This window comes from Sphingomonas sp. 1F27F7B (genome assembly GCF_005503355.1).
GTDB lineage: Bacteria > Pseudomonadota > Alphaproteobacteria > Sphingomonadales > Sphingomonadaceae > Sphingomonas.
The window spans coordinates 15,951-34,847 of the sequence record NZ_SCMK01000017.1 but is presented as its reverse complement, the minus strand read 5'-3'; the positions used below and the strand labels follow the sequence as shown (position 1 = coordinate 34,847).

General features: G+C 67.7%; 28 protein-coding genes. 21 read left to right on the top strand and 7 right to left on the bottom strand.

Features of this window, described 5'->3' with window-relative positions; translation table 11 throughout:
• Positions 1-73: 73 nt before the first annotated feature.
• From motA to FFS08_RS23565, 13 genes are all read left to right on the top strand, one after another.
• A complete protein-coding gene (gene motA / locus FFS08_RS15810) occupies positions 74-964 on the top strand; it encodes a flagellar motor stator protein MotA (protein ID WP_137863396.1) in 891 nt (296 codons plus the stop codon).
• Complete coding sequence (locus FFS08_RS15805; protein ID WP_137863395.1) at positions 933-1,256, top strand: STAS domain-containing protein; 324 nt, start codon at positions 933-935, stop codon at positions 1,254-1,256. Before motA ends, FFS08_RS15805 begins: the two co-directional genes overlap by 32 nt.
• On the top strand, positions 1,253-1,618 hold the full coding sequence (locus FFS08_RS15800; protein ID WP_137863394.1) for a response regulator: 366 nt from the start codon (positions 1,253-1,255) through the stop codon (positions 1,616-1,618). The genes FFS08_RS15805 and FFS08_RS15800 overlap by 4 nt, the downstream gene beginning before the upstream one ends.
• Positions 1,615-3,747 carry a chemotaxis protein CheA gene (locus tag FFS08_RS15795; protein ID WP_137863393.1) on the top strand — a complete coding sequence of 711 codons (2,133 nt, stop codon included), beginning with the start codon at positions 1,615-1,617 and terminating at the stop codon, positions 3,745-3,747. Before FFS08_RS15800 ends, FFS08_RS15795 begins: the two co-directional genes overlap by 4 nt.
• Positions 3,744-4,241, top strand: coding sequence for a chemotaxis protein CheW (locus FFS08_RS15790; protein WP_137863392.1), 498 nt, complete (start codon positions 3,744-3,746; stop codon positions 4,239-4,241). Before FFS08_RS15795 ends, FFS08_RS15790 begins: the two co-directional genes overlap by 4 nt.
• Entirely contained in the window at positions 4,238-5,116 is an 879-nt protein-coding gene (locus tag FFS08_RS15785; RefSeq protein WP_502702041.1) for a CheR family methyltransferase, read from the top strand. Before FFS08_RS15790 ends, FFS08_RS15785 begins: the two co-directional genes overlap by 4 nt.
• Positions 5,116-6,153, top strand: coding sequence for a protein-glutamate methylesterase/protein-glutamine glutaminase (locus FFS08_RS15780; protein ID WP_137863391.1), 1,038 nt, complete (start codon positions 5,116-5,118; stop codon positions 6,151-6,153). Before FFS08_RS15785 ends, FFS08_RS15780 begins: the two co-directional genes overlap by 1 nt.
• Positions 6,153-6,542, top strand: a complete 390-nt coding sequence (locus FFS08_RS15775; protein ID WP_171012640.1) for a response regulator — start codon at positions 6,153-6,155, stop codon at positions 6,540-6,542. The genes FFS08_RS15780 and FFS08_RS15775 overlap by 1 nt, the downstream gene beginning before the upstream one ends.
• Positions 6,542-7,066, top strand: a complete 525-nt coding sequence (locus tag FFS08_RS15770; RefSeq protein ID WP_137863390.1) for a chemotaxis protein CheD — start codon at positions 6,542-6,544, stop codon at positions 7,064-7,066. The genes FFS08_RS15775 and FFS08_RS15770 overlap by 1 nt, the downstream gene beginning before the upstream one ends.
• Positions 7,066-7,401 carry a hypothetical protein gene (locus tag FFS08_RS15765; protein ID WP_137863389.1) on the top strand — a complete coding sequence of 112 codons (336 nt, stop codon included), beginning with the start codon at positions 7,066-7,068 and terminating at the stop codon, positions 7,399-7,401. Before FFS08_RS15770 ends, FFS08_RS15765 begins: the two co-directional genes overlap by 1 nt.
• Positions 7,402-7,403: 2 nt before the next feature.
• Positions 7,404-8,258 (top strand): flagellar motor protein MotB, encoded by an 855-nt coding sequence (locus FFS08_RS15760; protein ID WP_137863388.1) that lies wholly within the window; start codon positions 7,404-7,406, stop codon positions 8,256-8,258.
• Positions 8,259-8,269: 11 nt separating this feature from the next.
• The gene (locus tag FFS08_RS15755) at positions 8,270-8,716 is read left to right on the top strand and encodes a hypothetical protein (protein WP_137863387.1); all 447 of its coding nucleotides are present in this window, start codon (positions 8,270-8,272) and stop codon (positions 8,714-8,716) included.
• 103 nt (positions 8,717-8,819) lie between these two features.
• The gene (locus FFS08_RS23565; RefSeq protein WP_171012639.1) at positions 8,820-9,437 is read left to right on the top strand and encodes a PilZ domain-containing protein; all 618 of its coding nucleotides are present in this window, start codon (positions 8,820-8,822) and stop codon (positions 9,435-9,437) included.
• Between the two features lie 78 nt (positions 9,438-9,515).
• Here FFS08_RS23565 and FFS08_RS15745 read toward each other — a convergent pair whose 3' ends face one another.
• The 4 genes from FFS08_RS15745 to FFS08_RS15730 form a co-directional block, all read right to left on the bottom strand.
• Entirely contained in the window at positions 9,516-9,911 is a 396-nt protein-coding gene (locus FFS08_RS15745; RefSeq protein ID WP_137863385.1) for a hypothetical protein, read from the bottom strand.
• A gap of 92 nt (positions 9,912-10,003) precedes the next feature.
• Entirely contained in the window at positions 10,004-10,738 is a 735-nt protein-coding gene (fliP, locus tag FFS08_RS15740) for a flagellar type III secretion system pore protein FliP (RefSeq protein ID WP_137863384.1), read from the bottom strand.
• Positions 10,731-11,258 (bottom strand): flagellar biosynthetic protein FliO, encoded by a 528-nt coding sequence (locus FFS08_RS15735; RefSeq protein ID WP_137863383.1) that lies wholly within the window; start codon positions 11,256-11,258, stop codon positions 10,731-10,733. The genes fliP and FFS08_RS15735 overlap by 8 nt, the downstream gene beginning before the upstream one ends.
• Entirely contained in the window at positions 11,258-11,494 is a 237-nt protein-coding gene (locus FFS08_RS15730) for a FliM/FliN family flagellar motor switch protein (protein ID WP_086130154.1), read from the bottom strand. Before FFS08_RS15730 ends, FFS08_RS15735 begins: the two co-directional genes overlap by 1 nt.
• Before the next feature lie 116 nt (positions 11,495-11,610).
• Between FFS08_RS15730 and flgC the strand changes: the two genes are divergently transcribed.
• Genes flgC through flhB form a run of 5 tightly spaced genes read left to right on the top strand, consistent with a single transcriptional unit; the run spans position 11,611 to position 14,442 of the window.
• Positions 11,611-12,018: a flagellar basal body rod protein FlgC gene (gene flgC, locus FFS08_RS15725; protein WP_137863382.1), complete on the top strand. Its 408-nt coding sequence runs from the start codon at positions 11,611-11,613 to the stop codon at positions 12,016-12,018.
• A gap of 12 nt (positions 12,019-12,030) precedes the next feature.
• On the top strand, positions 12,031-12,345 hold the full coding sequence (gene fliE, locus FFS08_RS15720) for a flagellar hook-basal body complex protein FliE (RefSeq protein ID WP_137863381.1): 315 nt from the start codon (positions 12,031-12,033) through the stop codon (positions 12,343-12,345).
• 5 nt (positions 12,346-12,350) lie between these two features.
• Positions 12,351-12,617: a flagellar biosynthetic protein FliQ gene (locus FFS08_RS15715; RefSeq protein WP_086130151.1), complete on the top strand. Its 267-nt coding sequence runs from the start codon at positions 12,351-12,353 to the stop codon at positions 12,615-12,617.
• The gene (gene fliR / locus FFS08_RS15710) at positions 12,614-13,372 is read left to right on the top strand and encodes a flagellar biosynthetic protein FliR (protein ID WP_137863380.1); all 759 of its coding nucleotides are present in this window, start codon (positions 12,614-12,616) and stop codon (positions 13,370-13,372) included. The genes FFS08_RS15715 and fliR overlap by 4 nt, the downstream gene beginning before the upstream one ends.
• Positions 13,372-14,442: a flagellar biosynthesis protein FlhB gene (gene flhB / locus FFS08_RS15705; RefSeq protein WP_137863379.1), complete on the top strand. Its 1,071-nt coding sequence runs from the start codon at positions 13,372-13,374 to the stop codon at positions 14,440-14,442. Before fliR ends, flhB begins: the two co-directional genes overlap by 1 nt.
• A 33-nt stretch (positions 14,443-14,475) precedes the next feature.
• On the opposite strand, the gene FFS08_RS15700 is transcribed toward flhB, so the two are convergent.
• The 3 genes from FFS08_RS15700 to FFS08_RS15690 form a co-directional block, all read right to left on the bottom strand.
• On the bottom strand, positions 14,476-15,777 hold the full coding sequence (locus FFS08_RS15700) for an OmpP1/FadL family transporter (RefSeq protein ID WP_137863378.1): 1,302 nt from the start codon (positions 15,775-15,777) through the stop codon (positions 14,476-14,478).
• A gap of 49 nt (positions 15,778-15,826) precedes the next feature.
• Positions 15,827-16,240, bottom strand: a complete 414-nt coding sequence (locus tag FFS08_RS15695; RefSeq protein WP_137863377.1) for a DUF2147 domain-containing protein — start codon at positions 16,238-16,240, stop codon at positions 15,827-15,829.
• Between the two features lie 182 nt (positions 16,241-16,422).
• On the bottom strand, positions 16,423-16,845 hold the full coding sequence (locus FFS08_RS15690) for a flagellar assembly protein FliX (RefSeq protein ID WP_249341136.1): 423 nt from the start codon (positions 16,843-16,845) through the stop codon (positions 16,423-16,425).
• Between the two features lie 81 nt (positions 16,846-16,926).
• On the opposite strand from FFS08_RS15690, the gene FFS08_RS15685 reads away from it, so the two are divergent.
• From FFS08_RS15685 to FFS08_RS15675, 3 genes are read left to right on the top strand one after another with little or no spacing between them, the layout of a single operon-like run.
• Positions 16,927-18,030 carry a flagellar basal body P-ring protein FlgI gene (locus FFS08_RS15685; protein WP_137863376.1) on the top strand — a complete coding sequence of 368 codons (1,104 nt, stop codon included), beginning with the start codon at positions 16,927-16,929 and terminating at the stop codon, positions 18,028-18,030.
• Positions 18,030-18,332, top strand: coding sequence for a rod-binding protein (locus tag FFS08_RS15680; RefSeq protein WP_502702043.1), 303 nt, complete (start codon positions 18,030-18,032; stop codon positions 18,330-18,332). Before FFS08_RS15685 ends, FFS08_RS15680 begins: the two co-directional genes overlap by 1 nt.
• Positions 18,333-18,758, top strand: a complete 426-nt coding sequence (locus FFS08_RS15675) for a flagellar protein FlgN (protein ID WP_137863374.1) — start codon at positions 18,333-18,335, stop codon at positions 18,756-18,758.
• Positions 18,759-18,897: the final 139 nt, after the last annotated feature.

The window sequence follows — 18,897 nt, the reverse complement described above, 5'->3', positions numbered from 1 at the left end:
GCCGGCGCGGCAACCATGGCCGGCAAATCCTTCCTATAATTCTGGAAACAACAGGGACATCGGGCGAACCGCCATGCTCAACGGCATCGGATTCATCATCATTCTCGTCTGCGTCTTCGGCAGCTTCATCATGTCGGGCGGCAAGTTCGAGATCATCGCGCATGCGCTGCCGCACGAGATGATGGCGATCGCGGGCGCCGCGATCGGCGCCTTCATCGTCGCCAACTCGATGGCGACGATCAAGAAGGCCGGCACCGGCATCATGCGCGCGTTCAAGGGCGGCAAGTGGAAGGCGCAGGACTATAAGGACCTGCTCACCTTGATGTTCACCGTGCTCTCCACCTTCAAAAAGGGGGGCGCCACCGCGCTCGAGCCGCATCTGGACCTGCCGGAGGAGAGCAATCTCTTCACGCCCTATCCGCGCCTGCTCAAGGACCATCACCTGATCGAGTTCATCTGCGACTATCTGCGCATGATGACGGTCAACTTCGAGGACCCGCATCAGATCGAGGCCGCGATGGACGCGGACATCGAGAAGCATCACCACGAAGAGGCCGGCCCGCAGCACGCGCTGCAGATCATGGCCGACGGCCTGCCCGCCCTGGGCATCGTCGCCGCCGTGCTCGGCGTCATCAAGACCATGGGCTCGATCGACCAGCCGACCGAGATCCTGGGCGCGATGATCGGCGGCGCGCTGGTCGGCACCTTTCTGGGCGTGCTGCTGAGCTACTGCGTGGTCGGCCCCCTCGCCGCCAAGCTGCTCGAGACGCTCGAGGCCGACGGCAAGCCCTATTCGATCGTGAAGACGGCGATCGTCGCCTATGCCCAGAACCAGCCGGTCCAGGTGGCGATCGAGATCGCCCGCCGCATGACTCCGTCGGCCTATGCGCCGAGCTTCCAGCAACTAGAAACCGCACTTGACGAGGCCAAGAATGGACCAGTCCCAGTCGCTGCCGCTGCCTGACGCCGAGGAGCGCGCGCTGCGCCTCCCCGTCCATGGCACCACCGTCACGGCCGAAGACCTGCGCGTGCGCCTCGTGCTCGCCGCGGACCTGGACGACGCGATCGAGATCGACGCGTCCGAAGTCGAGAGCGTCGGCCAGGCCGTGCTCCAGCTGCTCGTCGCGGCGCGCGCCGAGGCGGCCGCAGGCGGCCAGGAGTTCCGCATCGCCAATCCCAGCCCCGCATTCGTCGATCGCGTGCAGCGCTGCCACCTGGCCGCGACGATCGGCCTCGAGACCGGAGACGTCCAGTGAGCAAGTTGATCCTTACCGTCGACGATTCGGCGAGCATGCGCATGCTGCTCAAGACGTCGCTGACCGCGCAGGGCTTCCGCATCGAGAGCGCCAATGACGGCGAGCACGGGCTGGAGCGCATGCACGAAGTGCAGCCCGACCTGCTGATCACCGACATCAACATGCCGAAGATGGACGGGTTCGAGCTGATCGAGGCAGTGCGCGCGGTCTCCGGCTTCCGCGGCACGCCGATCCTGGTGCTGTCGACCGAATTCTCGGACGAGAAGAAGGCGCGCGCCCGTGAGGCCGGCGCCACCGGCTGGATCACCAAGCCGTTCGAAGCGACCAAGCTGGGGGCGGCGATCCGCCGGGTGTGCCCGTGAGCGAGGAACTCGACGAGATCCAGGCGATCTTCTTCGAAGAATGCGCCGAGGGCCTGACCACCGCCGAGCAGGGCCTGTCGGCCATGCAGGCCGGCGACGTCTCGGCCGAGACGATCGCAGGCGTGTTCCGCGCGGTCCATTCGATCAAGGGCGGCGCCGGCGCGTTCGGCCATGCCGACCTCACTGCCTTTGCGCACAAGTTCGAGAATGTCCTCGACGAAGTACGCGCCGGCAAGATCCCGCCGAGCCCCGGCGTGGTCAAGGTGATGCTGAGCGCCTTCGACATCCTGACCGACCATGTCGAATCCGCCAAGGGCCTGGCGCCCCGCCCGGCCGACCAGGCCGCGCTGGCCGCACTCGAGCAGGTGCTTGCGGACAAGGGCGCCGATGACGGCAGCCCTGCCGCCGAGGCGCCGGCCGGCGAAGCGGACGAGTTCGGCTTCGTGCCGATGGCCGTCTCGCTCGACGATTTCGACGCGCCCGCCGCGCTGCCCGTCGCCGATGCCGCCTGGATCGTCACCTTCAAGCCGTCGCGCGCGGCGCTCGCCAATGCCGGCGAGCCGCTGCTGATCATCCGCGAGCTCGAGGCGCTGGGTGGCGAGGTCGTCGCGGTCGACACGGCCGCGGTGCCGCCGCTGCGCGATCTGGATCCCGAGGACGCCTATCTCACCTGGACGCTGCGCGTTCCGGGCGAAGTGGCCGAGAGCGACATCAACGATTGCTTCGACTTCGTGGCGCCGGACTCGATCATCGAGGTCCGCCGCGACGAAGCGACCGCCGCGCCCCTGGCCGAAGCCGCACCGACGGCCGACGAATTCGGCTTCGTGCCGGTGACCGCCGGCATCGAGGATTTCGCCGCCGAGATGCAGCGCGTCGTCGAGACGATCGCCGCCGCCTCGCCGCCCGTCGGCGGCATCGAGACGCCCGCCATCGCACCCAAGGCAGGCGGCGAAGGGCAGCAGACGATCCGCGTAGACCTGGGCAAGCTCGACCTGCTGCTCAACCTGGTCGGCGAGCTGGTGATCCGCAACTCGATCCTGGCCGACCGGCTGTCGCCGGCCGATCGCCAGCGCGTCGAGCTGCCCGAGCTCGCGCGCCTGACGCGGCAGATCCAGGACAATGTGATGTCGCTGCGCGCGCAGCCGATCAAGCAGGCCTTCAGCCGCGTGCCGCGCATGCTGCGCGACCTTTCGGTGGAGACCGGCAAGCAGATCCTGCTCGAGACGGTGGGCGAGACCACCGAAGTCGACAAGGGCGTGATCGAGAAGATCGGCGATCCGCTGACGCACATGATCCGCAACGCCGCCGACCATGGCCTGGAAAGCGCGGAGGAGCGCATCGCCGCGGGCAAGAGCCCGGAGGGCACGATCAAGCTCTCGGCCGAGCAGCGCGGCGCCCGCATCTTCGTGCGGGTGCAGGACAATGGCCGCGGCATCAACCGCGAGAAGGTTCGCGCCAAGGCCGTCGAGAAGGGCATCATCAGCGCCGACGCGCAGCTGTCGAACGAAGAGATCGACCAGTTGATCTGCGCGCCGGGCTTCTCGACCGCCGACACGATCTCGAACATCTCGGGCCGCGGCGTGGGCATGGACGTGGTCCGCTCGAACGTCGAGGCGCTGGGCGGCCGGGTGGAGATCCACTCGATCCCCGGCGAAGGCACCACCTTCACGATGATCCTGCCGCTCACCCTGGCGATCCTGGACGGCATGATCGTCCGCCTCGCCGGCCAGCGCTTCGTGCTGCCGCTCGCGCATGTGCTCGAGACGGTGCAGCCCGAGCCGGGCCAGGTGAAGCGCACCTCGCCCGACAGCGAAGTGATCGACATGCGCGGCGAATATGTCCCCGTGAAGCGCGCGACCGAGATCTTCGGCCTCAACGACGATCGCGCGATCGAGGACAGCCTGGTCGTGATCGTCGAGAACGAAGGCTCGGGCAAGGTCGGCCTGGTGGTCGATACCATCGACGATCGCCGCGAGGTGGTGATCAAGAGCCTCGACCAGAATCTCCACCCGATCCGCGGCCTGGGCGGCGCCACCATCCTCGGCGACGGCTCGATCGCGCTCATCCTCGACATCGAGGCGCTCGTCGCCTCCACCAATCGCTTCACCCCGAAAGGACTGGCAGCATGACCACCACCAACGACAACGCCGGCACCGACCGCAAGATCGTCACCTTCTCGCTCGCCCAGCAGACCTTCGGGATCGACATGCGGGCGCTGATCGAGATCCGCGAATGGGACGAGCCGACGCCGCTCCCCAACGTCCCCGGCTTCATCAAGGGCGTGACCAACCTGCGCGGCAACGTGGTGCCCGTGGTGGGCCTGGCCGAGCGGCTGGGCTGGGAGCCGAGCGTGATCCATGCCCGCTCGTGCATCCTCGTCGTCCATATTGCGGGCAAGCAGGCCGGCTTCCTGGTTGACGAAGTCAACGACATCGTCGCGATCGGCGAGGCCGAGATCCAGCCAGCCCCCGAGGTCGAAACGATCGAGCCGAGCGTGATCGCCGGCCTGGTGCGCATCGCCACCCGCCAGAAGGACGGCACCCGGGACGAAAAGGGCACGATGGTGCTGCTTCTCGACCTGGACGCGCTGAGCCTGACCAAGCACCTGGATCTCGCAGCGTGACCGTCGCCGGGGGCGCCGCGGCGCTCACCGGCGTCGCTGGCGGCATGACGGCGGCGAATGCGGAGCTCACCGCCCGCGATTTCGCCGCCATCGCCGCGATCATGCACGAGGACGCGCGCATCTCGCTCAGCGAGGCGAAGACCACGCTCGTCCAGTCGCGCCTGGGGCGGCGGCTGCGCGAGCACGGCCTGGCCAGGTTCTCCGACTATGTCGCGCTTGTGCAGAGCGATCCGGCGGAACGCCATGCGATGGTGGTGGCGCTGACCACCAACCACACGCATTTCTTCCGCGAGCCGCATCATTTCGATCATTTCCGCCAGACGGTGCTGCCGGCGCTCAAGCGCAAGCAGGGGCCGGTGCGGATCTGGTCGGCGGGCTGCTCGTCGGGCGAGGAGGTCTACACCATCGCCATGTGCCTGCTCGGGCCGGACCGCACTTCCGCCGCCTGGCTGCGCAATGCCGATGTCCGCCTGCTGGCGACCGACATCGCCCCCCATGTGGTGGAATCGGTGCGGCGCGGCTTCTATGCCGACAATGTCGCCCAGGCCGTGCCCGAGCCCTGGCGCAACCTGTGGATGAAGCCCGTGCAGGGCGGCTTCCAGATGGCCGACGAGGCGCGCGCGCTGGTGACGGCCAAGGTGCTGAACCTGTTCGAGCCCTGGCCGCTCAAGGCCGCCTATGACGTGATCTTCTGCCGCAACGTGATGATCTATTTCGGGGATCCCGCGAAGGAAGAGCTGGAGGCGGGCTTCGTCAACCAGCTCGCCCCCGGCGGGCACCTGTACATCGGGCATTCGGAGCGGCTGATCGGCCCGGCGGCACGCCAGATGCGCTCGTGCGGGCACACCATCTACCAGAAGCCGGAGGTGCATTGATGGCACCGGTACGCACTCTGATCGTCGACGACAGCGCCTCGATGCGCGCGACGCTCAACCGCATGCTTTCCGCCGATCCGGCGATCCAGGTCGTCGGCATGGCGCCCGAGCCCTTCGCGGCGCGGGAAATGATCAAGACGCTCAACCCCGACGTGCTGACGCTCGACGTCGAGATGCCGGGGATGGACGGGCTGTCCTTCCTCGAGCGGATCATGCGACTCCGGCCGATGCCGGTGGTGATGTGCTCGACGCTGACCGCGCGCGGTGCGGAAGTGACGATCGAGGCGCTCCGGCTGGGCGCGGTCGACTATGTCACCAAGCCCAGCGGCACGCCCGAAGACATCGAGCGCGACGCCGTCCTGCTCTGCGAGAAGGTGAAGGCCGCCGCCCGTTCGGTCGCCCGTGCCGGCCCGCAGCGCCTGCCCGCCCAGCCCACGCTCGCGGCGGGCAGCGTCGGCGAGCGGGTCATCGCGATCGGCTCGTCCACCGGCGGCGTCGAGGCGCTGTTCTCGCTGCTGCCCGCGCTGCCTGAGAATTGCCCGCCGGTGCTGATCGTCCAGCACATGCCCGCCGCCTTCACGCACAATTTCGCGGAGCGGCTGAACGGCGAATGCCGGGTGCATGTGGTGGAAGCGACCGACGGCGCGCCGGTGGTGCCGGGAACCGTCTATATTGCTCCTGGGGGGCAGCGCCACATGGAGCTGCGCGGCGGCGTTCGCGGCCATGTCAGGCTGCGCGACGGCGACCCGGTCTCCGGCCACCGGCCGTCGGTGGACATGCTGTTCAACTCGGTGGCGCCGCTCGGCAAAGCCGCGGTCGGCGTGATCCTCACCGGCATGGGGGCCGACGGCGCCCAGGGCATGCTGGCGATGCGCCAGGCGGGCGCCCGCACGCTGGGCCAGAGCAGGGAAACCTGCGTGGTCTGGGGAATGCCGCGTTCGGCCAAGGAGCTGGGCGCGGTGGAACAGGAAGTTGGTTTGTCTGGCATGCCTGAGGCGATCCTCAAGGCCTGCCGCGAGAAGATTGGGAGCGTCTGATGCCTGCTGCAGCAGCGATCAAGGTGATGGTGGTCGATGACCAGACCAGCATGCGCGCGATGATCCGTCGCGCCTTGCAGGATCTCGGGTTCAAGGACGTGCGGGACAAGCCCAGCGCCCAGGAGGCACTGGCGGCGATCAAGAGCGACCGCGTGCATCTGATCATCTCGGACTATAACATGCCGGAGATGGACGGCCTCCAGTTCTTGGAGGCGGTGCGCACCGATGCGGTGATCGGCAAGACGGTGTTCATCATGCTCACCGGCTCGTCGGACAAGGAGATTGTCCAGAAGGCCGCGGCCCTGGGCGTGAACAACTATGTCGTGAAGCCCTTCGCGCCGGCCGCGCTGAAGGAGAAGATCGAGCGCGTCTTCGGCGAGCTCACCTGATGCGCCGGCTCGCCATCGTCCAGGGCGAGCATGCCGTGGTGGCCGAGCCCGGGGTGGTCGTCTCCACCCTGCTCGGCAGCTGCGTCGCCGCATGCCTGTTCGATCCGGTCGCCCGGATCGGCGGCATGAACCATTTCCTCCTGGGCGAGCCCGGCGCGGACCAGCGCGTCGGAGCCTCGGAAATGGCGCGCTACGGTGTGCACGCGATGGAGCTGCTGATCAACGGGATGATGCAGAAGGGCGCAGTCCGCAGCCGGCTGATGGCGCATCTCTACGGGGGCGCCAACATCGTCTCGGGGCTGGGCTCGATCGGCTCCTCCAACGCCGCCTTCGCGCGCCGCTTCATGGAGACCGAGGGGATCGCCGTCGGCCACACCGATCTCGGCGGCACCAGCGCCCGCAAGATCGAGTTCCTTCCCCATGAAGGGCGCAGCCGCTGCGTCAAGGTTACCGACCGCGTGCCCGAGCGCCCGCCGGTCCCCGTTCACGCCCCGGTCTCCGGCGGCGATCTGGAGCTGTTCTGATGTCCTGCATGCCCGTTCCCGCACAGCTCCCCAACGTGCAGGCGATCACCGGCTTCGATCCCTTCTCGGCGACGCTGCACAATGTGATTGCCGGCGAGATCCGCGAGATGCGCGCGAAGCTGGAAGCGCTTGCCGAAGTGCTCGTCGGCGACGCGCATTTCGCCAGCGCCTATCTCGAGCAGCTCCAGGATTTCGACTATCTCATCCAGCATGCCGACGAGTGCGTGAACCTGCTCGAGCGGATCGCGCGCGGCGAGGATTCGCTGTCGGCGATCGGCCATATCCGCCTGGGCGCAGTGCAGCAGCGCATGCGCGACGCGCTCGGGAGCGTCTGACCATGCCCGTGCCCGGCGCCAATGATCGCCCCATCGTCATCAAGCGAGTCAAGAAGGTCGCGGCCGGACATCACGGCGGCGCCTGGAAGGTGGCCTATGCCGACTTCGTGACTGCGATGATGGCCTTCTTCATGCTGCTGTGGCTGATCGCCAATCCGGACAAGCAGCGGCTGAAGGGCCTCGCTGCCTATTTCTCGCCGACCATCTCCGACACCGCGCCCTCGACGCCGGTGATGGGCACGTCCGAAGGTGCGGGCGGCCAGGCGCGCCGCTCGTCGAACGACAGCAGCCGCGCCAACGGCACGCCGACCACCGAGGCCGCCACCAACGGCGCCGCGCGCGGCGGCACCGCCGACATACCCGACACGTCGATGCGAGTCCTCGCCAGCGAGCTGCAGATCGCGCTCGACGCCGTGCCGCAGGACCAGGCACGCAAGAATGTGGCGATCGAGCCCGACCGCGCGGGCATGCGGATCACGCTGATGGACACCGACAAGCAATCGATGTTCCGTCCCGGCACCGCCGAGCTGAACCCCTTCGCGCGCGCACTGCTCGCCAAGACCGCGGCCAAGCTCGCCCAGGCGGGCGGGCAGATCGCGATCGAGGGCCATACCGACGCGACCGGCGGCGGCCAGAGCGATGCGAACTGGCAGCTATCCGGCGCGCGCGCACTCGCCGCACGCCAGGCGATGATCGCCTCGGGCATGACGACCGACCGCTTCTCCGAGATCGTCGCCATGGGCGGCACCCGGCCGGTCTTCCCGGATCAGCCCGATCGGGCGGAGAACCGCCGCATCACCATCGTGCTGAAGGCCGAGGCACCATCGCTTCCGACCGACAGCAGCTTCAAATTCTGAGTATCGGCGTCATGAAAAAGATCCTGTTCCTGGCCATCGTGATGCTCTCCGGGCTCGGCCTGGGGGGCGCCGCCGCGTTCGGCACCCTGGTGGTGCTCGGCCCCCGTCCCGCCCACGCCGCCCCGGCACCGGCCGCGGAAGTCGAGACGGCATTCGTCCAGGTGGACAAGCTGCTCGCCCCGCTGGTCTCGCCCGACGAGGGGCGGCTCACCGGCTATGTCCAGTTCCAGTTCAACCTCGAAGTGCCCAAGGACAAGTCCGGCGAGGTGGCCAAGCGGCTGCCGCTGCTCCTGCACGCGATCAACATGCGCACCTTCAGGACGCCGATGGCGGCCGGCAAGGAGGGGCTGCTGCCCAGCCTCGAGCAGTTCCGCAAGGTCGTGGAAGCCGCCGCCCCGGAAGCGTTCGGCGCCGGCGTGGTGCGCAAGGTGGCGATCACGCAAGCGACGCCCGCATGAGGCGACGCGCAGCATAAATTGCGTATTTTGCGTGGAGGCGGCCCGCTCGCGCCGGCAATCCGCCTATAAAAAACAGAGATCACGCAATTTCGCCGAGGACATAGTGGAAGCCAATCCCGCCATCGCAAGCGAAAGCCACGAAGAGTGGATCGAGCGCGCGCCGCGGGCCGTGGCGACGCTCCTCGTCGGCAAGCTGAGCCATGAGGGCAATCCCGGCCAGCTCTGCCGGGTGCGCAACATCTCCGAGCACGGCATGCAGATCGACACGATCGCATCGCTGCTGCCCGGCTTGCGCATCGCCGTCGAGTTGCGCGGCGGCGCGCTGCTGCACGGCGCGATCGCCTGGACCAAGGCGGGCCGGGCCGGCGTGCGGTTCGACACCCCCGCCGATGTCGGCGCCATCCTCGGCAAGCCGCAGCCCGAAGCGGCAACCCTGCGTCCGCGCTCGCCGCGCTTCGCGGCCGACATCCCGGCGCGGATCAACTCCCTCGGCCGCTCGATCGACGTGGTCGTCGCCGATCTGTCGCAGGGCGGCGCCTGCCTGAAGCTGCAACGCACGCTGCGGGTGGACAGCGAAGTGATCCTGATGATCCCCGGCCTGCCCCCGCGCCGCTGCACGGCGCGCTGGAGCAACGAGGAATATGCCGGCGTCGCCTTCCACGACCCCATTTCCTATGCCGAGCTCTCGGCCTGGCTGGATAGCCCCGCCGCGCGGGGTTGAGTCTCTCGCGACAACCCGAAGCGCTGCGACACGGCCGCTATCCTGCTCTCGGCGGAACGGCGGAACCGCGCCGGCGAACTAGCAGGGACCGTGCCAGAATACGCCTTGGCCGACTTCCGAATAGCATCCGTCGAGCATCGGCAGATCGCGCCGGCTCCGGGCGACATGATATCCCCAGCCGCCATCGAAATAGGGCTTGATGACGATGTCGACGCCCCATTCGTGCACCGTGACCCATTCGGGGTGAAGGCTGGCGGCGACCGGCGGCAATTGGTTCTCCGGCACGCGTGCATAATGTTCCGGAGGTCTCGCCGGATGCGTTGCCGTCAAGGCCTGGGCTTCGGCCTGGATCGCCTTCAGCTTCACCGGATCGGAAATCGGCCAGGGCCAGCCCGCCAGCAGCACCAGGATCGCCAAGGCTGCCAGAACGGCCAGGGCGGCGAGCGTGACGATGCAGCCTCTCCGGCGGTTCATGCGCGAAGCTAACCACCACCATTCGCGGCCACAAGCAAATAGGGGCGGACGCCCCCCGGCATCCGCCCCCTCCCTGACCCTTGGCGGCTTCGCTACTGCGCGAAGCTCTTGACCAGCGACCCGGCGACCAGCGCCCAGCCGTCCACCAGCACGAAGAAGATGATCTTCATCGGCAGCGATATCGTCGGCGGCGGCAGCATCATCATGCCCATCGCCATCAGCACGGCCGAGACCGCCAGGTCGATGACCAGGAACGGCAGCAGCAGCAGGAAGCCGATCTCGAAGGCGCGGCGCAACTCGGAGATCATGAAGGCCGGCGCCAGCGTGGTCAGCGGCGTCTCTGCGCGGTTCTGGATCTGCTTGCCGCCCAGATCGGCGAACAGCTTGAGATCGCTGTCGCGCACCTGGCCGAGCATGAACTTCTTGAACGGCTCGGCAGTGCGCTCGAACGCGACCTGCTCGGAGATCTTGCCCTTGGTATAGGGATCGACGCCCTGCTCCCACGCCTTGTTGAAGGTGGGCGCCATCACGAAGAAGCTGAGGAACAGCGCCAGGCTGATGATCACCGGATTGGGCGGCACGCCTTGGGCGCCGATGCCGGTGCGCAGCAGCGACAGCGCCACCACCATGCGCGTGAAGCTGGTGACGGTCATCAGCAGGCCTGGGGCCAGGCTGAGCACCGTCAGCATCAGCACCAGCTGGATCGCCTTGGCCGAGAGCGCGCCGTCCGGGCCGCCGATGTTGATCGACGTGCCCTTCGACTGGGCAAACGCCTCGGCCGGCACGAGGATCAGGACGGCGAAGGCCGCCGCGACCAGCCTAAGCATCGAGCGCGGCCCGCACCGCGGCGCGGTTCCACCGCGTGGTGTTGCGCTGCTCGCGGACGCGCTTGGGCGCGCGCGGCGCATGGCCATTGCGCGCGGCGGCGGCGATCGTGGCGCGCGCCGCGACGGCACGGGGCAGCTCGGCCAGCCTGGGCAGGTCGACCAGCCTGGCGAAATTGGTGCGGAGCGCCGCGATGTCCTCGGCGAGATTGGCCGCCGGCGCGGGGGCACCGGCCGGCTCGGGTGCGACCGGCTCGGGCGCGACGATGCCGCTCTCGATCGTCGCCTGTCCCTCGGGACCGAACATCACCAGATGCTCCATCCCGTCGCGGCGGATCAGCGCCACCGAGCGCTTGCCGTCGACCGACAGGCGCTCGACGATCTCAATCCGCTTGCGGCGCGTGCTGGTCACGCGGCCGGGCAGCTTCAGATCGTATCGCTTCACGAACCACAGCGCCCCGGCGAGCATGCCGAGCACCATCCCGAGCGCACCCAGCGTGCGCAGCATCGACAGGATGTCCATCAGTTGCGCTGCTTCTTCACGAGTTCGGTGATCTCGAGCGACATCACTTCGCCGTCGACCAGGACCACGCCCTTCGCGACGAGTTCGTCGTTCACATAGACGAGCGACGGATCGTCCTGGCTGCTTTCCAGCGGGATCATCGCGCCGCGGCTCATCTGCAGGACCTGGCGGATCGGCACATTGGCCGAGCCCAGCACGATCGACATATCGACCATAATTCCGTCGAGCACTGACATGCGTCTTCCTTTCAGGAGGACTTATAGGAACCTTTTTTCCGCGTCCGGCGCCTGCCCCGGCAATTTTTGCCTACAATGGAGGAAACGGCCCCTGCGGCCTCGCTGGAAGGACGATCATGGACCTCAAGACCTCGCTCGGCATCTCCGCCTCGGGCCTGCGCGCGCAATCGCTGCGCATGCGCGTGATCGCAGAGAATCTGGCGAACCAGGACTCGGTGGCGGACGCGCCGGGCGGCAATCCCTATCGCCGCCGCGTCGCCAGCTTCCAGGCCGATATGGACCGTGCGACCGGCGGCCTGGGCGTCAAGGTCAAGGCGATCGAGAACGACAAGTCGGACTTCGTGAAGGTCTATCAGCCCGGCCATCCGGCCGCGGACAAGGACGGCTATGTCATGAAGCCGAACGTCAACGGCCTGATCGAGACGGCCGACATGAAGGCGGCGCAGCGCAGCTACGAAGCCAATCTCAACGCCATCGAGGCTGCCAAGAGCCTGACGATGCGCACCATCGACCTCCTCAAGTAAAGGATACCCAGAATGTCCATCGGCGCACTTGATGCGATGTCGGCCTATGGCCGCGTCGCCGGCCTTGGCGGCAACAGCAAGACGGATCCCGTAAAGACCGGCGGCAGCGCCGGCGGCTTCGGCGCCATGGTCGAGGACATGGTCACCGGTACCGCGGACCAGCTGCGCGCGGCCGAGAAGGCTTCGGCCCAACAGGTTGCCGGCAAGGGCGACCTGATCGACGTGGTGACCGCGATCGGCGCGGCCGAGACGGCGCTCGACACCATGGTGGCCGTGCGCGACCGGGTGGTGAACGCCTATTCCGACATCATGCGGATGCAGATCTAGGCGCGATGCTGCCGTCCCAGGTCCTCGCCCTGGCGCAGAGCGCGCTGATGCTGGTGCTCACCATCGCGGGTCCGCTGCTGCTGACCTCGCTGATCGTGGGCACCGTCATCGGCCTGCTTCAGGCGCTGACCCAGATCCAGGAAACCACGCTCACCTTCGTGCCCAAGCTGCTCGCGATGGGGCTGGTGCTGCTGCTGATGCTGCCCACGATCGGACAGGCGCTGAACGACTTCATGACCAGGATCGGCAGCCTGATCGTGACCGCCGGATGACGCTGCCTCCCGACCTGACGCTGCAGGCGTCGGCCTTCTTCATCGTCTTCGCCCGGGTGGGCGCGGTGCTGATGCTGCTGCCGGTGTTCGGCGACGACGCCATCCCCGGCCGCATCCGGCTGATGATCGCCTTCGCACTGTCGGCGGCGATGTACGGCCTGGTCGGAGCGCCCGCCCGGGTGGCGGCGGAAGCCGGCGCGGCGTTGCCCGCGGTGCTCGTCGCCGAACTGATGACGGGCCTCGCCATGGGCATGATCGTCAAGATCCTGTTCTTCGCCGTCTCCATGGCGGGCTCGGTGATCTCGACCCAGATCGGCCTATCCTCTGCGGTGATCTTCGATCCCGCGCAGAGCAGCGCCGCGCCCCAGCTCTCCAAGTTCGTCGCCATGGCGGCGGCCCTGGTGTGCATGGGCATGCAGGTCCATCATCTGTGGCTGGGCGCGATCGTGCACAGCTATCAGAGCTTCCCGGTCGGCGGGCTGCCGCCGGCGCATGATTTCGCCATGCTCGCGGTCGAGGCGATCACCCGCTCGATGACGCTCGGGCTCAGCCTCGCCGCCCCGCTGCTGATCTACGGCATCGTCTTCAATGTCGCGCTCGGCCTCGCCGCGCGGGTCGCCCCGGCGATCCAGGTCTTCTTCATCGCCCAGCCGCTCAACCTGCTGCTCGGCATCAGCCTCGCCGCCGCCACGCTCGGCACCATGCTGACCTTCTTCGCCCGCGCCATGGGCGACGCGATGCAGGGAGGCTGGTGATGTCGGGCGATACCGACCAGGACGACAAGACTCACGACCCGACGGACAAGAAGCTCGAGGATGCGCGCGCCAAGGGCGATGTGCCGATGGCGCCCGAGATGCGCCACGCCGCGATCTTCGTCGGCATGCTCGTGGTGATGGGCGGCCTGGGCACCTACACGCTCCAGCTGATGGGCACGCTGTTCGTGCGCCTATGGGGCAGCGCCGACGACTTCCGGATGGAGCCGCAGGGCGCCGAGAGCTTCGTGACCGGCGTGATGAGCGCGACTGCATCGGCGCTGCTGCCGGTCCTGGGCACGCTGTTCGGCATCGCGCTGCTGGGCGGCATCCTCCAGGGCCGGCCGATGATCAGCTGGAGCCGGGTGAAGCCGAAATGGTCGAAGCTCAATCCCGCCAGCGGCGCCAAGCGCATGTTCGGCAAGATGGCGCTGATGGAGTTCGCCAAGACGCTCGCCAAGCTCTGCCTGGTCGGCGGCGTGGCGGCATATCTGGCATGGCCGCATGCCGCCACGGTCGATTCCATGGTGGGCGCGGACCTGCAGCAAGTGGGCGGCGCGACGCACGGCATCGTCTATTCGATGCTCCGCCCGATCGCGATGCTGGTGGGCGCGCTCGCCCTGTTCGACTTCGTCTGGCAACGCCGCGCCTTCCTGAAGCGGATGCGCATGAGCCTTCAGGAGATCAAGGACGAGCACAAGCAGAGCGAAGGCGATCCGCACATCAAGGCCAAGGTTCGCCAGATCCAGATGCAGCGCTCGCGCAGCCGGATGATGCAGAACGTGCCCAAGGCCAGCGTGGTGATCACCAACCCGACCCACTATGCCGTGGCGCTGCACTATGACCATGGCCAGATGGCGGCGCCGGTGGTGGTCGCCAAGGGCGTTGACGGGATCGCGCTCAAGATCCGCGAGATCGCGGGCGAGCACGGCATCCCGCTGGTGGAGAACCGCCCCCTCGCCCGCGCGCTCTACGCCAGTGCCGAGATCGATCACCCGATCCCGGTGGAGCACTACGCCGCCGTGGCCGAAGTGATCAGCTATGTGCTGAGGATCGCGAAGAAGCGGCGCTGAACGCGACGCTTCCCCGCGATCCCCGGGGCAGCGTCAGAACTTCAGCCGCGCGCCCGCCGAGAGCACGATGGCATGGGCGTTTCGCAGCTCGCCATCGGTGAGGATCGGCGTCTGCGCCGCAGTGCCGGCATAGGCGGCGGTCACGCGGTCGATCGGGGCATCGGCGAAGCTGACATAGTTGGCCGCCAGGTCGAACGAGAGCTTCCTGCTCGCCGCCAGGCTGCCGCCCAGGCCGAAGTTCCAGCGGTTCGAATCCGGCACCCGGGCATCGCGCTCGCCATCCTGGGTCGGCGTGATCGCGCGCTGGACGCCGGCGCGCAGCGTCACCTTGGGCGACAGGGCATAGTCGATGCCGCCGGCATAGCTCCAGCTGGTGCGATAATTTTCGGGGATCGCCTGGTTGACCGGCGCGCCGAGGCGGATGGCATCGAACTTGTCCCAGCCATAGCGGATCACCTGGGCATTGAGGGTGAGCTTGTTCGTGGCCGCGAAGCGGGCGCCGACGATCGCCTGGGACGGAGTGTAGAACTTCGCCTCGACCCCCGAGAGCGCCATGTTCGAGCCAGCGAGCGGCCCGACCAGGCCGGAGACGGTGAGATTGCCCTTCAGCGTGTGCTCGATCGCAGACTTGTAGCTGAGGCCCAGGGTGAAGCGGTTCGAATGCAGCTGCACGCCCGCGGTCCAGCCGAGGTCCCAGCCGTCACCCTTCAGTTCCTGGCGGCCGTCCGGCAGCGCCGCTGCGAGATTGGGCAGCGCGTTGCCGAGGCTGGCATCGGTATATTCGATGTTGAGCCCCGCGCCGACGCGCAGCCAGTCGGTCACCGCCACGCCGATGCTCGGCTGGATGTCGACCGTGCGCAGCTGGGTCCGCGCGGCGCTGTAGCGCGCCCAGCTGTCCGCCGGATAATCGGTGGTGAAGCTATAGGGCGAAGTGATCGACACGCCGAGCGCGATGCGGTCGTTGAGCGGCACCGCGATCGCGCCCGAGGGAAGCACGCCGTTGTTGATCGGATTGCGCGTGACACCGTTGCCGCCCACCGGCGCTGCCGGCTGGCCCGGGCGGACGATCAGCGTGCCGTTGTCGGCAACCTGGCCGCGCGGCAGAATGACCGAGGCGGAGAGCGTGGCATCGCCATTCTCGATCCCGCCGATCGCAGCGGGGTTCCACCAGATCGAAGCGGAGCCGGTATCGGCAGCCTCGCCCGAGAAGGCGCGGCCGGCGCCGCGGGCGGATTGTTCCTGGAGGTAGAAGGCCTGGGCGCAGGCAGCCTGGGAGAAGCCGAGCAGCGCGAACAGCGCGCTGCCGGCGGCCAGCGAATATTTGAAGGGGGACATCGGGGTAATCCTTGTACGCGTACGGATACTGAGAACTCGGAAACGCGCGTCAGCGCACGCGGGTCCAGGTCTGGGTGCGGCAGAAGGGCTTGAACACGCAGCCGCGCAGATTGAGCTGATCGTTGCCGGAGAACGTGATCTCGGCGCTGTAGGTCTTGCCGTCCTCGGCATTGTAGATCTTGCCGCCATACCAGCCGCCGCCCTGCTGGCTGAAGCCGGACAGGATCTGCAGGCCCATCAACTTGCGCGTGCGCAGCGCCGCATTGCCGTTGTTGCCGTCGGCCAGGTTCGGATTCGTGCGCAACTTGTCCGATCCGACGATCTTGCCGCAGATCGACGCACCGCATCGGGTGATCTCGACGATGCCGTTGTGGACGGGGGTTTTCCAGCGGCCGACCACGGCATCGGCGGACTGAGGTACGGGGGCCGCTGCGACGGCGAACCCCATCAGCAAAGCCAACATAGGCATACTCTCCTGAGGGCTGTCCATGCCGCGCTCTGCCGGCCAGTCATGGAAGGAACGGCATCGCGCTTTCGAACGCGAAACCGGTGACGCCTCCCTAGGTTCCAAAGATCCGGTATGCAATTGCGTTCGGATTTGAAACTGAAAAGCCCGAGAAGCCGTAGGGGAAAGACAGGGTGCCGTCAGGCCTGGAGATCGAGCTTGGCCAGTTCGACTCGGACGCGCAGCTCGATGTCCGACAAAATGGCCGCCAGCGCGGGATCGTCGCTGCGCTCGAACGTCTCGGACCATTCGACGATCGCCCGGAGCCGGACCGGGCTCACCACACCGGCAACCAGTTCGCGGTGGAGCTGATCGAGCATGTCGATGCCGCGCTGGGCGTCGATCGCCTGTTTGCGGCGGCGCTCGATCGCCGGATCAGCGGCGGCGAGCGTGACGAGCATCGCGACCGAGGGGTTGAGCATCTGCGCCGCATTGGGGCCCTGGGGCAGCGGCGCGGGCGCCGCGGGGCCATCCCCCTCCCCGACCGAGAAGCCGGACGCGACCTTGGGCAGCGCGGCCATCAGGCTTTGCAGCAGGGGGGCTTGCAGGTTCTCGATCCGCACGAAATCTAGTCCTCCGGGCCCGCATGGCCCGTCCTCTATCCTATAAGAGAATTATCGGAAATTTTCCACTTTCGAGGGTATATGCTGCGCTTCGCCGCCCCCCTGATGGCCCTGCTCCTGAGCATGGGGCTAGCGCCGGCCGCAATGGCCCAGACGCGGATCAAGGACGTCGTCAACGTCGAGAACGTCCGCGACAACCAGCTTGTCGGCTATGGTCTGGTCGTCGGCCTGGCCGGCACGGGCGATCGCCTGCGCAATACGCCGTTCACCGAGGAATCGATGCAGGCGATGCTCGAGCGCATGGGCGTGAACATCCGCGGCACCGAGATGAAGACGCAGAACGTCGCCGCCGTCTCGATCACCGCGACGATGCCGCCCTTCGCCCGCTCGGGTTCGCGGATCGACGTCCAGGTCTCGGCGCTGGGCGACGCGACCAGCCTGCAGGGCGGGACGCTGATCGTCTCGTCGCTGCGCGGCCTGGACGGCGAGATTTATGCAGTCGCGCAGGGCAATGTCGCCGTCTCCGGCTTCAAGGGCCAGGGCGCAGCGGCCAGCGTGAGCCGGGGCGTGACCACGTCCGCCCGCATCGCCGGCGGCGCGATCATCGAGCGCGAAGTGCCCTATTCGCTGCTTTCGGCCAACGGCCTGAAGCTGGCGCTCAAGAACCCCGACTTCGCCACTGCCGACCGTATCGCCGGCGCGATCAACGCCAAATATCCGGGTAGCGCCGCCGTGCTGGATCCGGCGACCGTGCAGCTCACGGCTGGCGCGAACTTCGTCGGCAATGTGATCGACCTGGTCACGCGCATCGGCGAACTGTCGGTCAAGGTCGACCAGCCGGCGCGGGTGGTGATCAACGAGGCTTCGGGCACCGTGGTGATGAACGCCGACGTCCGCATCACGCCCGTGGCCATCGCCCAGGGCGGCCTGACCATCACCGTCACCGAGAGCCCGCAGGTCTCGCAGCCAGCGCCCTTCTCGAACGGCCAGACCACGGTAGTGCCGCGCACCAACGTGCAGGTGAACGACGGCAACGGCGCCAGCCTGGCGATGGTGGACGGCGCCAGCCTGCAGACGCTGGTGAGCGGGCTCAACACGCTGGGCGTCTCCCCGCGCGACCTGATCACCATCCTCCAGGCGATCAAGAGCGCCGGCGCGCTCCAGGCCGATATCGAGGTGCAATGATGCGCGACGTGACTTCCGCCACCGGGCCCCAGGCCCCGGCCGTCCCGGCCAATCCGAAGCTCGACGCCAAGAACCGCGAGACCGCGAGGAATTTCGAGGCGGTGTTCCTCGGCCAGATGACCCAGCTCATGCTCGAGAGCGTGCAGCAGGGCGACGGGGAATTCTCCGGCGGGCATGGCGAGGAAATGTTCCGTGGCATCATGGCCGAGAAACTCGGCAACGCGATGGCCGCCAAGGGCGGCATCGGCCTGGCGCCGGCAGTGCTCGACCAGATCATCAAGCTCCAACAGGGTAACAAGTAAATGACCGAGCAGCTCATCGACGCGATGGTGTCCCTCACCCAGATCATGGAGGAGGAGAGCGAGCGGCTGGGCCGAGGCCCCTATTTCGCCGAACTGCCCGAGATCGCCCAGGCCAAGCTGCGCCTCACCGGCCGGATCGAGGCCGAAGTGGCGCGGATGAAGCGCGAGGCGCCCGACGATTGGGCCGAACGGCTCGATCCGGAAGCGCGCGAGCAGCTGGCCGAGGCCAGCCGCGGACTGCGCGACGCCTCAAGCATCAATGCCGACATTCTCAAGCGCCAGATCGAGCTCTCGGTCGAGATGATGGGCGCGATCGCCGCCGAGGCCCAGCGCCTCACGGGCACGCGCAGCATGACCTATGGCGCCTGTGGCGGCCTGGGCGGGATGGACGCGCCGGCGCCGATCTCGATCAACGCGCGGCTCTGAGATCTCCTGCGCGGGGCGCCGGTTTCGCGCGGCCGGAGTTTCGGAAGTTTAGACTATGGGGGCACCGCCCGGGGCCCCCTAAGCCGCGCCGGGCAGGCAGGCGCGTCCAACATAGGTCAAAGAGCGGCCGGATCCGCCG

What these genes read in the sequence shown, in the direction of transcription:
- FFS08_RS15715 (WP_086130151.1), top strand. Translation starts at nt 12,351, where the DNA reads ATGCTGCCGTCCCAGGTCCTCGCCCTGGCGCAGAGCGCGCTGATGCTG.
- FFS08_RS15735 (WP_137863383.1), bottom strand. Translation starts at nt 11,258, where the DNA reads ATGGACATCCTGTCGATGCTGCGCACGCTGGGTGCGCTCGGGATGGTG.
- flgC (WP_137863382.1), top strand. Translation starts at nt 11,611, where the DNA reads ATGGACCTCAAGACCTCGCTCGGCATCTCCGCCTCGGGCCTGCGCGCG.
- FFS08_RS15775 (WP_171012640.1), top strand. Translation starts at nt 6,153, where the DNA reads ATGCCTGCTGCAGCAGCGATCAAGGTGATGGTGGTCGATGACCAGACC.
- FFS08_RS15770 (WP_137863390.1), top strand. Translation starts at nt 6,542, where the DNA reads ATGCGCCGGCTCGCCATCGTCCAGGGCGAGCATGCCGTGGTGGCCGAG.
- FFS08_RS15745 (WP_137863385.1), bottom strand. Translation starts at nt 9,911, where the DNA reads ATGAACCGCCGGAGAGGCTGCATCGTCACGCTCGCCGCCCTGGCCGTT.
- fliP (WP_137863384.1), bottom strand. Translation starts at nt 10,738, where the DNA reads ATGCTTAGGCTGGTCGCGGCGGCCTTCGCCGTCCTGATCCTCGTGCCG.
- fliR (WP_137863380.1), top strand. Translation starts at nt 12,614, where the DNA reads ATGACGCTGCCTCCCGACCTGACGCTGCAGGCGTCGGCCTTCTTCATC.
- FFS08_RS15700 (WP_137863378.1), bottom strand. Translation starts at nt 15,777, where the DNA reads ATGTCCCCCTTCAAATATTCGCTGGCCGCCGGCAGCGCGCTGTTCGCG.
- FFS08_RS15695 (WP_137863377.1), bottom strand. Translation starts at nt 16,240, where the DNA reads ATGTTGGCTTTGCTGATGGGGTTCGCCGTCGCAGCGGCCCCCGTACCT.
- FFS08_RS15755 (WP_137863387.1), top strand. Translation starts at nt 8,270, where the DNA reads ATGAAAAAGATCCTGTTCCTGGCCATCGTGATGCTCTCCGGGCTCGGC.
- FFS08_RS15780 (WP_137863391.1), top strand. Translation starts at nt 5,116, where the DNA reads ATGGCACCGGTACGCACTCTGATCGTCGACGACAGCGCCTCGATGCGC.
- fliE (WP_137863381.1), top strand. Translation starts at nt 12,031, where the DNA reads ATGTCCATCGGCGCACTTGATGCGATGTCGGCCTATGGCCGCGTCGCC.
- FFS08_RS15730 (WP_086130154.1), bottom strand. Translation starts at nt 11,494, where the DNA reads ATGTCAGTGCTCGACGGAATTATGGTCGATATGTCGATCGTGCTGGGC.
- motA (WP_137863396.1), top strand. Translation starts at nt 74, where the DNA reads ATGCTCAACGGCATCGGATTCATCATCATTCTCGTCTGCGTCTTCGGC.
- FFS08_RS15675 (WP_137863374.1), top strand. Translation starts at nt 18,333, where the DNA reads ATGACCGAGCAGCTCATCGACGCGATGGTGTCCCTCACCCAGATCATG.
- FFS08_RS15805 (WP_137863395.1), top strand. Translation starts at nt 933, where the DNA reads ATGGACCAGTCCCAGTCGCTGCCGCTGCCTGACGCCGAGGAGCGCGCG.
- FFS08_RS15760 (WP_137863388.1), top strand. Translation starts at nt 7,404, where the DNA reads ATGCCCGTGCCCGGCGCCAATGATCGCCCCATCGTCATCAAGCGAGTC.
- FFS08_RS15680 (WP_502702043.1), top strand. Translation starts at nt 18,030, where the DNA reads ATGCGCGACGTGACTTCCGCCACCGGGCCCCAGGCCCCGGCCGTCCCG.
- FFS08_RS15765 (WP_137863389.1), top strand. Translation starts at nt 7,066, where the DNA reads ATGTCCTGCATGCCCGTTCCCGCACAGCTCCCCAACGTGCAGGCGATC.
- FFS08_RS15685 (WP_137863376.1), top strand. Translation starts at nt 16,927, where the DNA reads ATGCTGCGCTTCGCCGCCCCCCTGATGGCCCTGCTCCTGAGCATGGGG.
- flhB (WP_137863379.1), top strand. Translation starts at nt 13,372, where the DNA reads ATGTCGGGCGATACCGACCAGGACGACAAGACTCACGACCCGACGGAC.
- FFS08_RS15790 (WP_137863392.1), top strand. Translation starts at nt 3,744, where the DNA reads ATGACCACCACCAACGACAACGCCGGCACCGACCGCAAGATCGTCACC.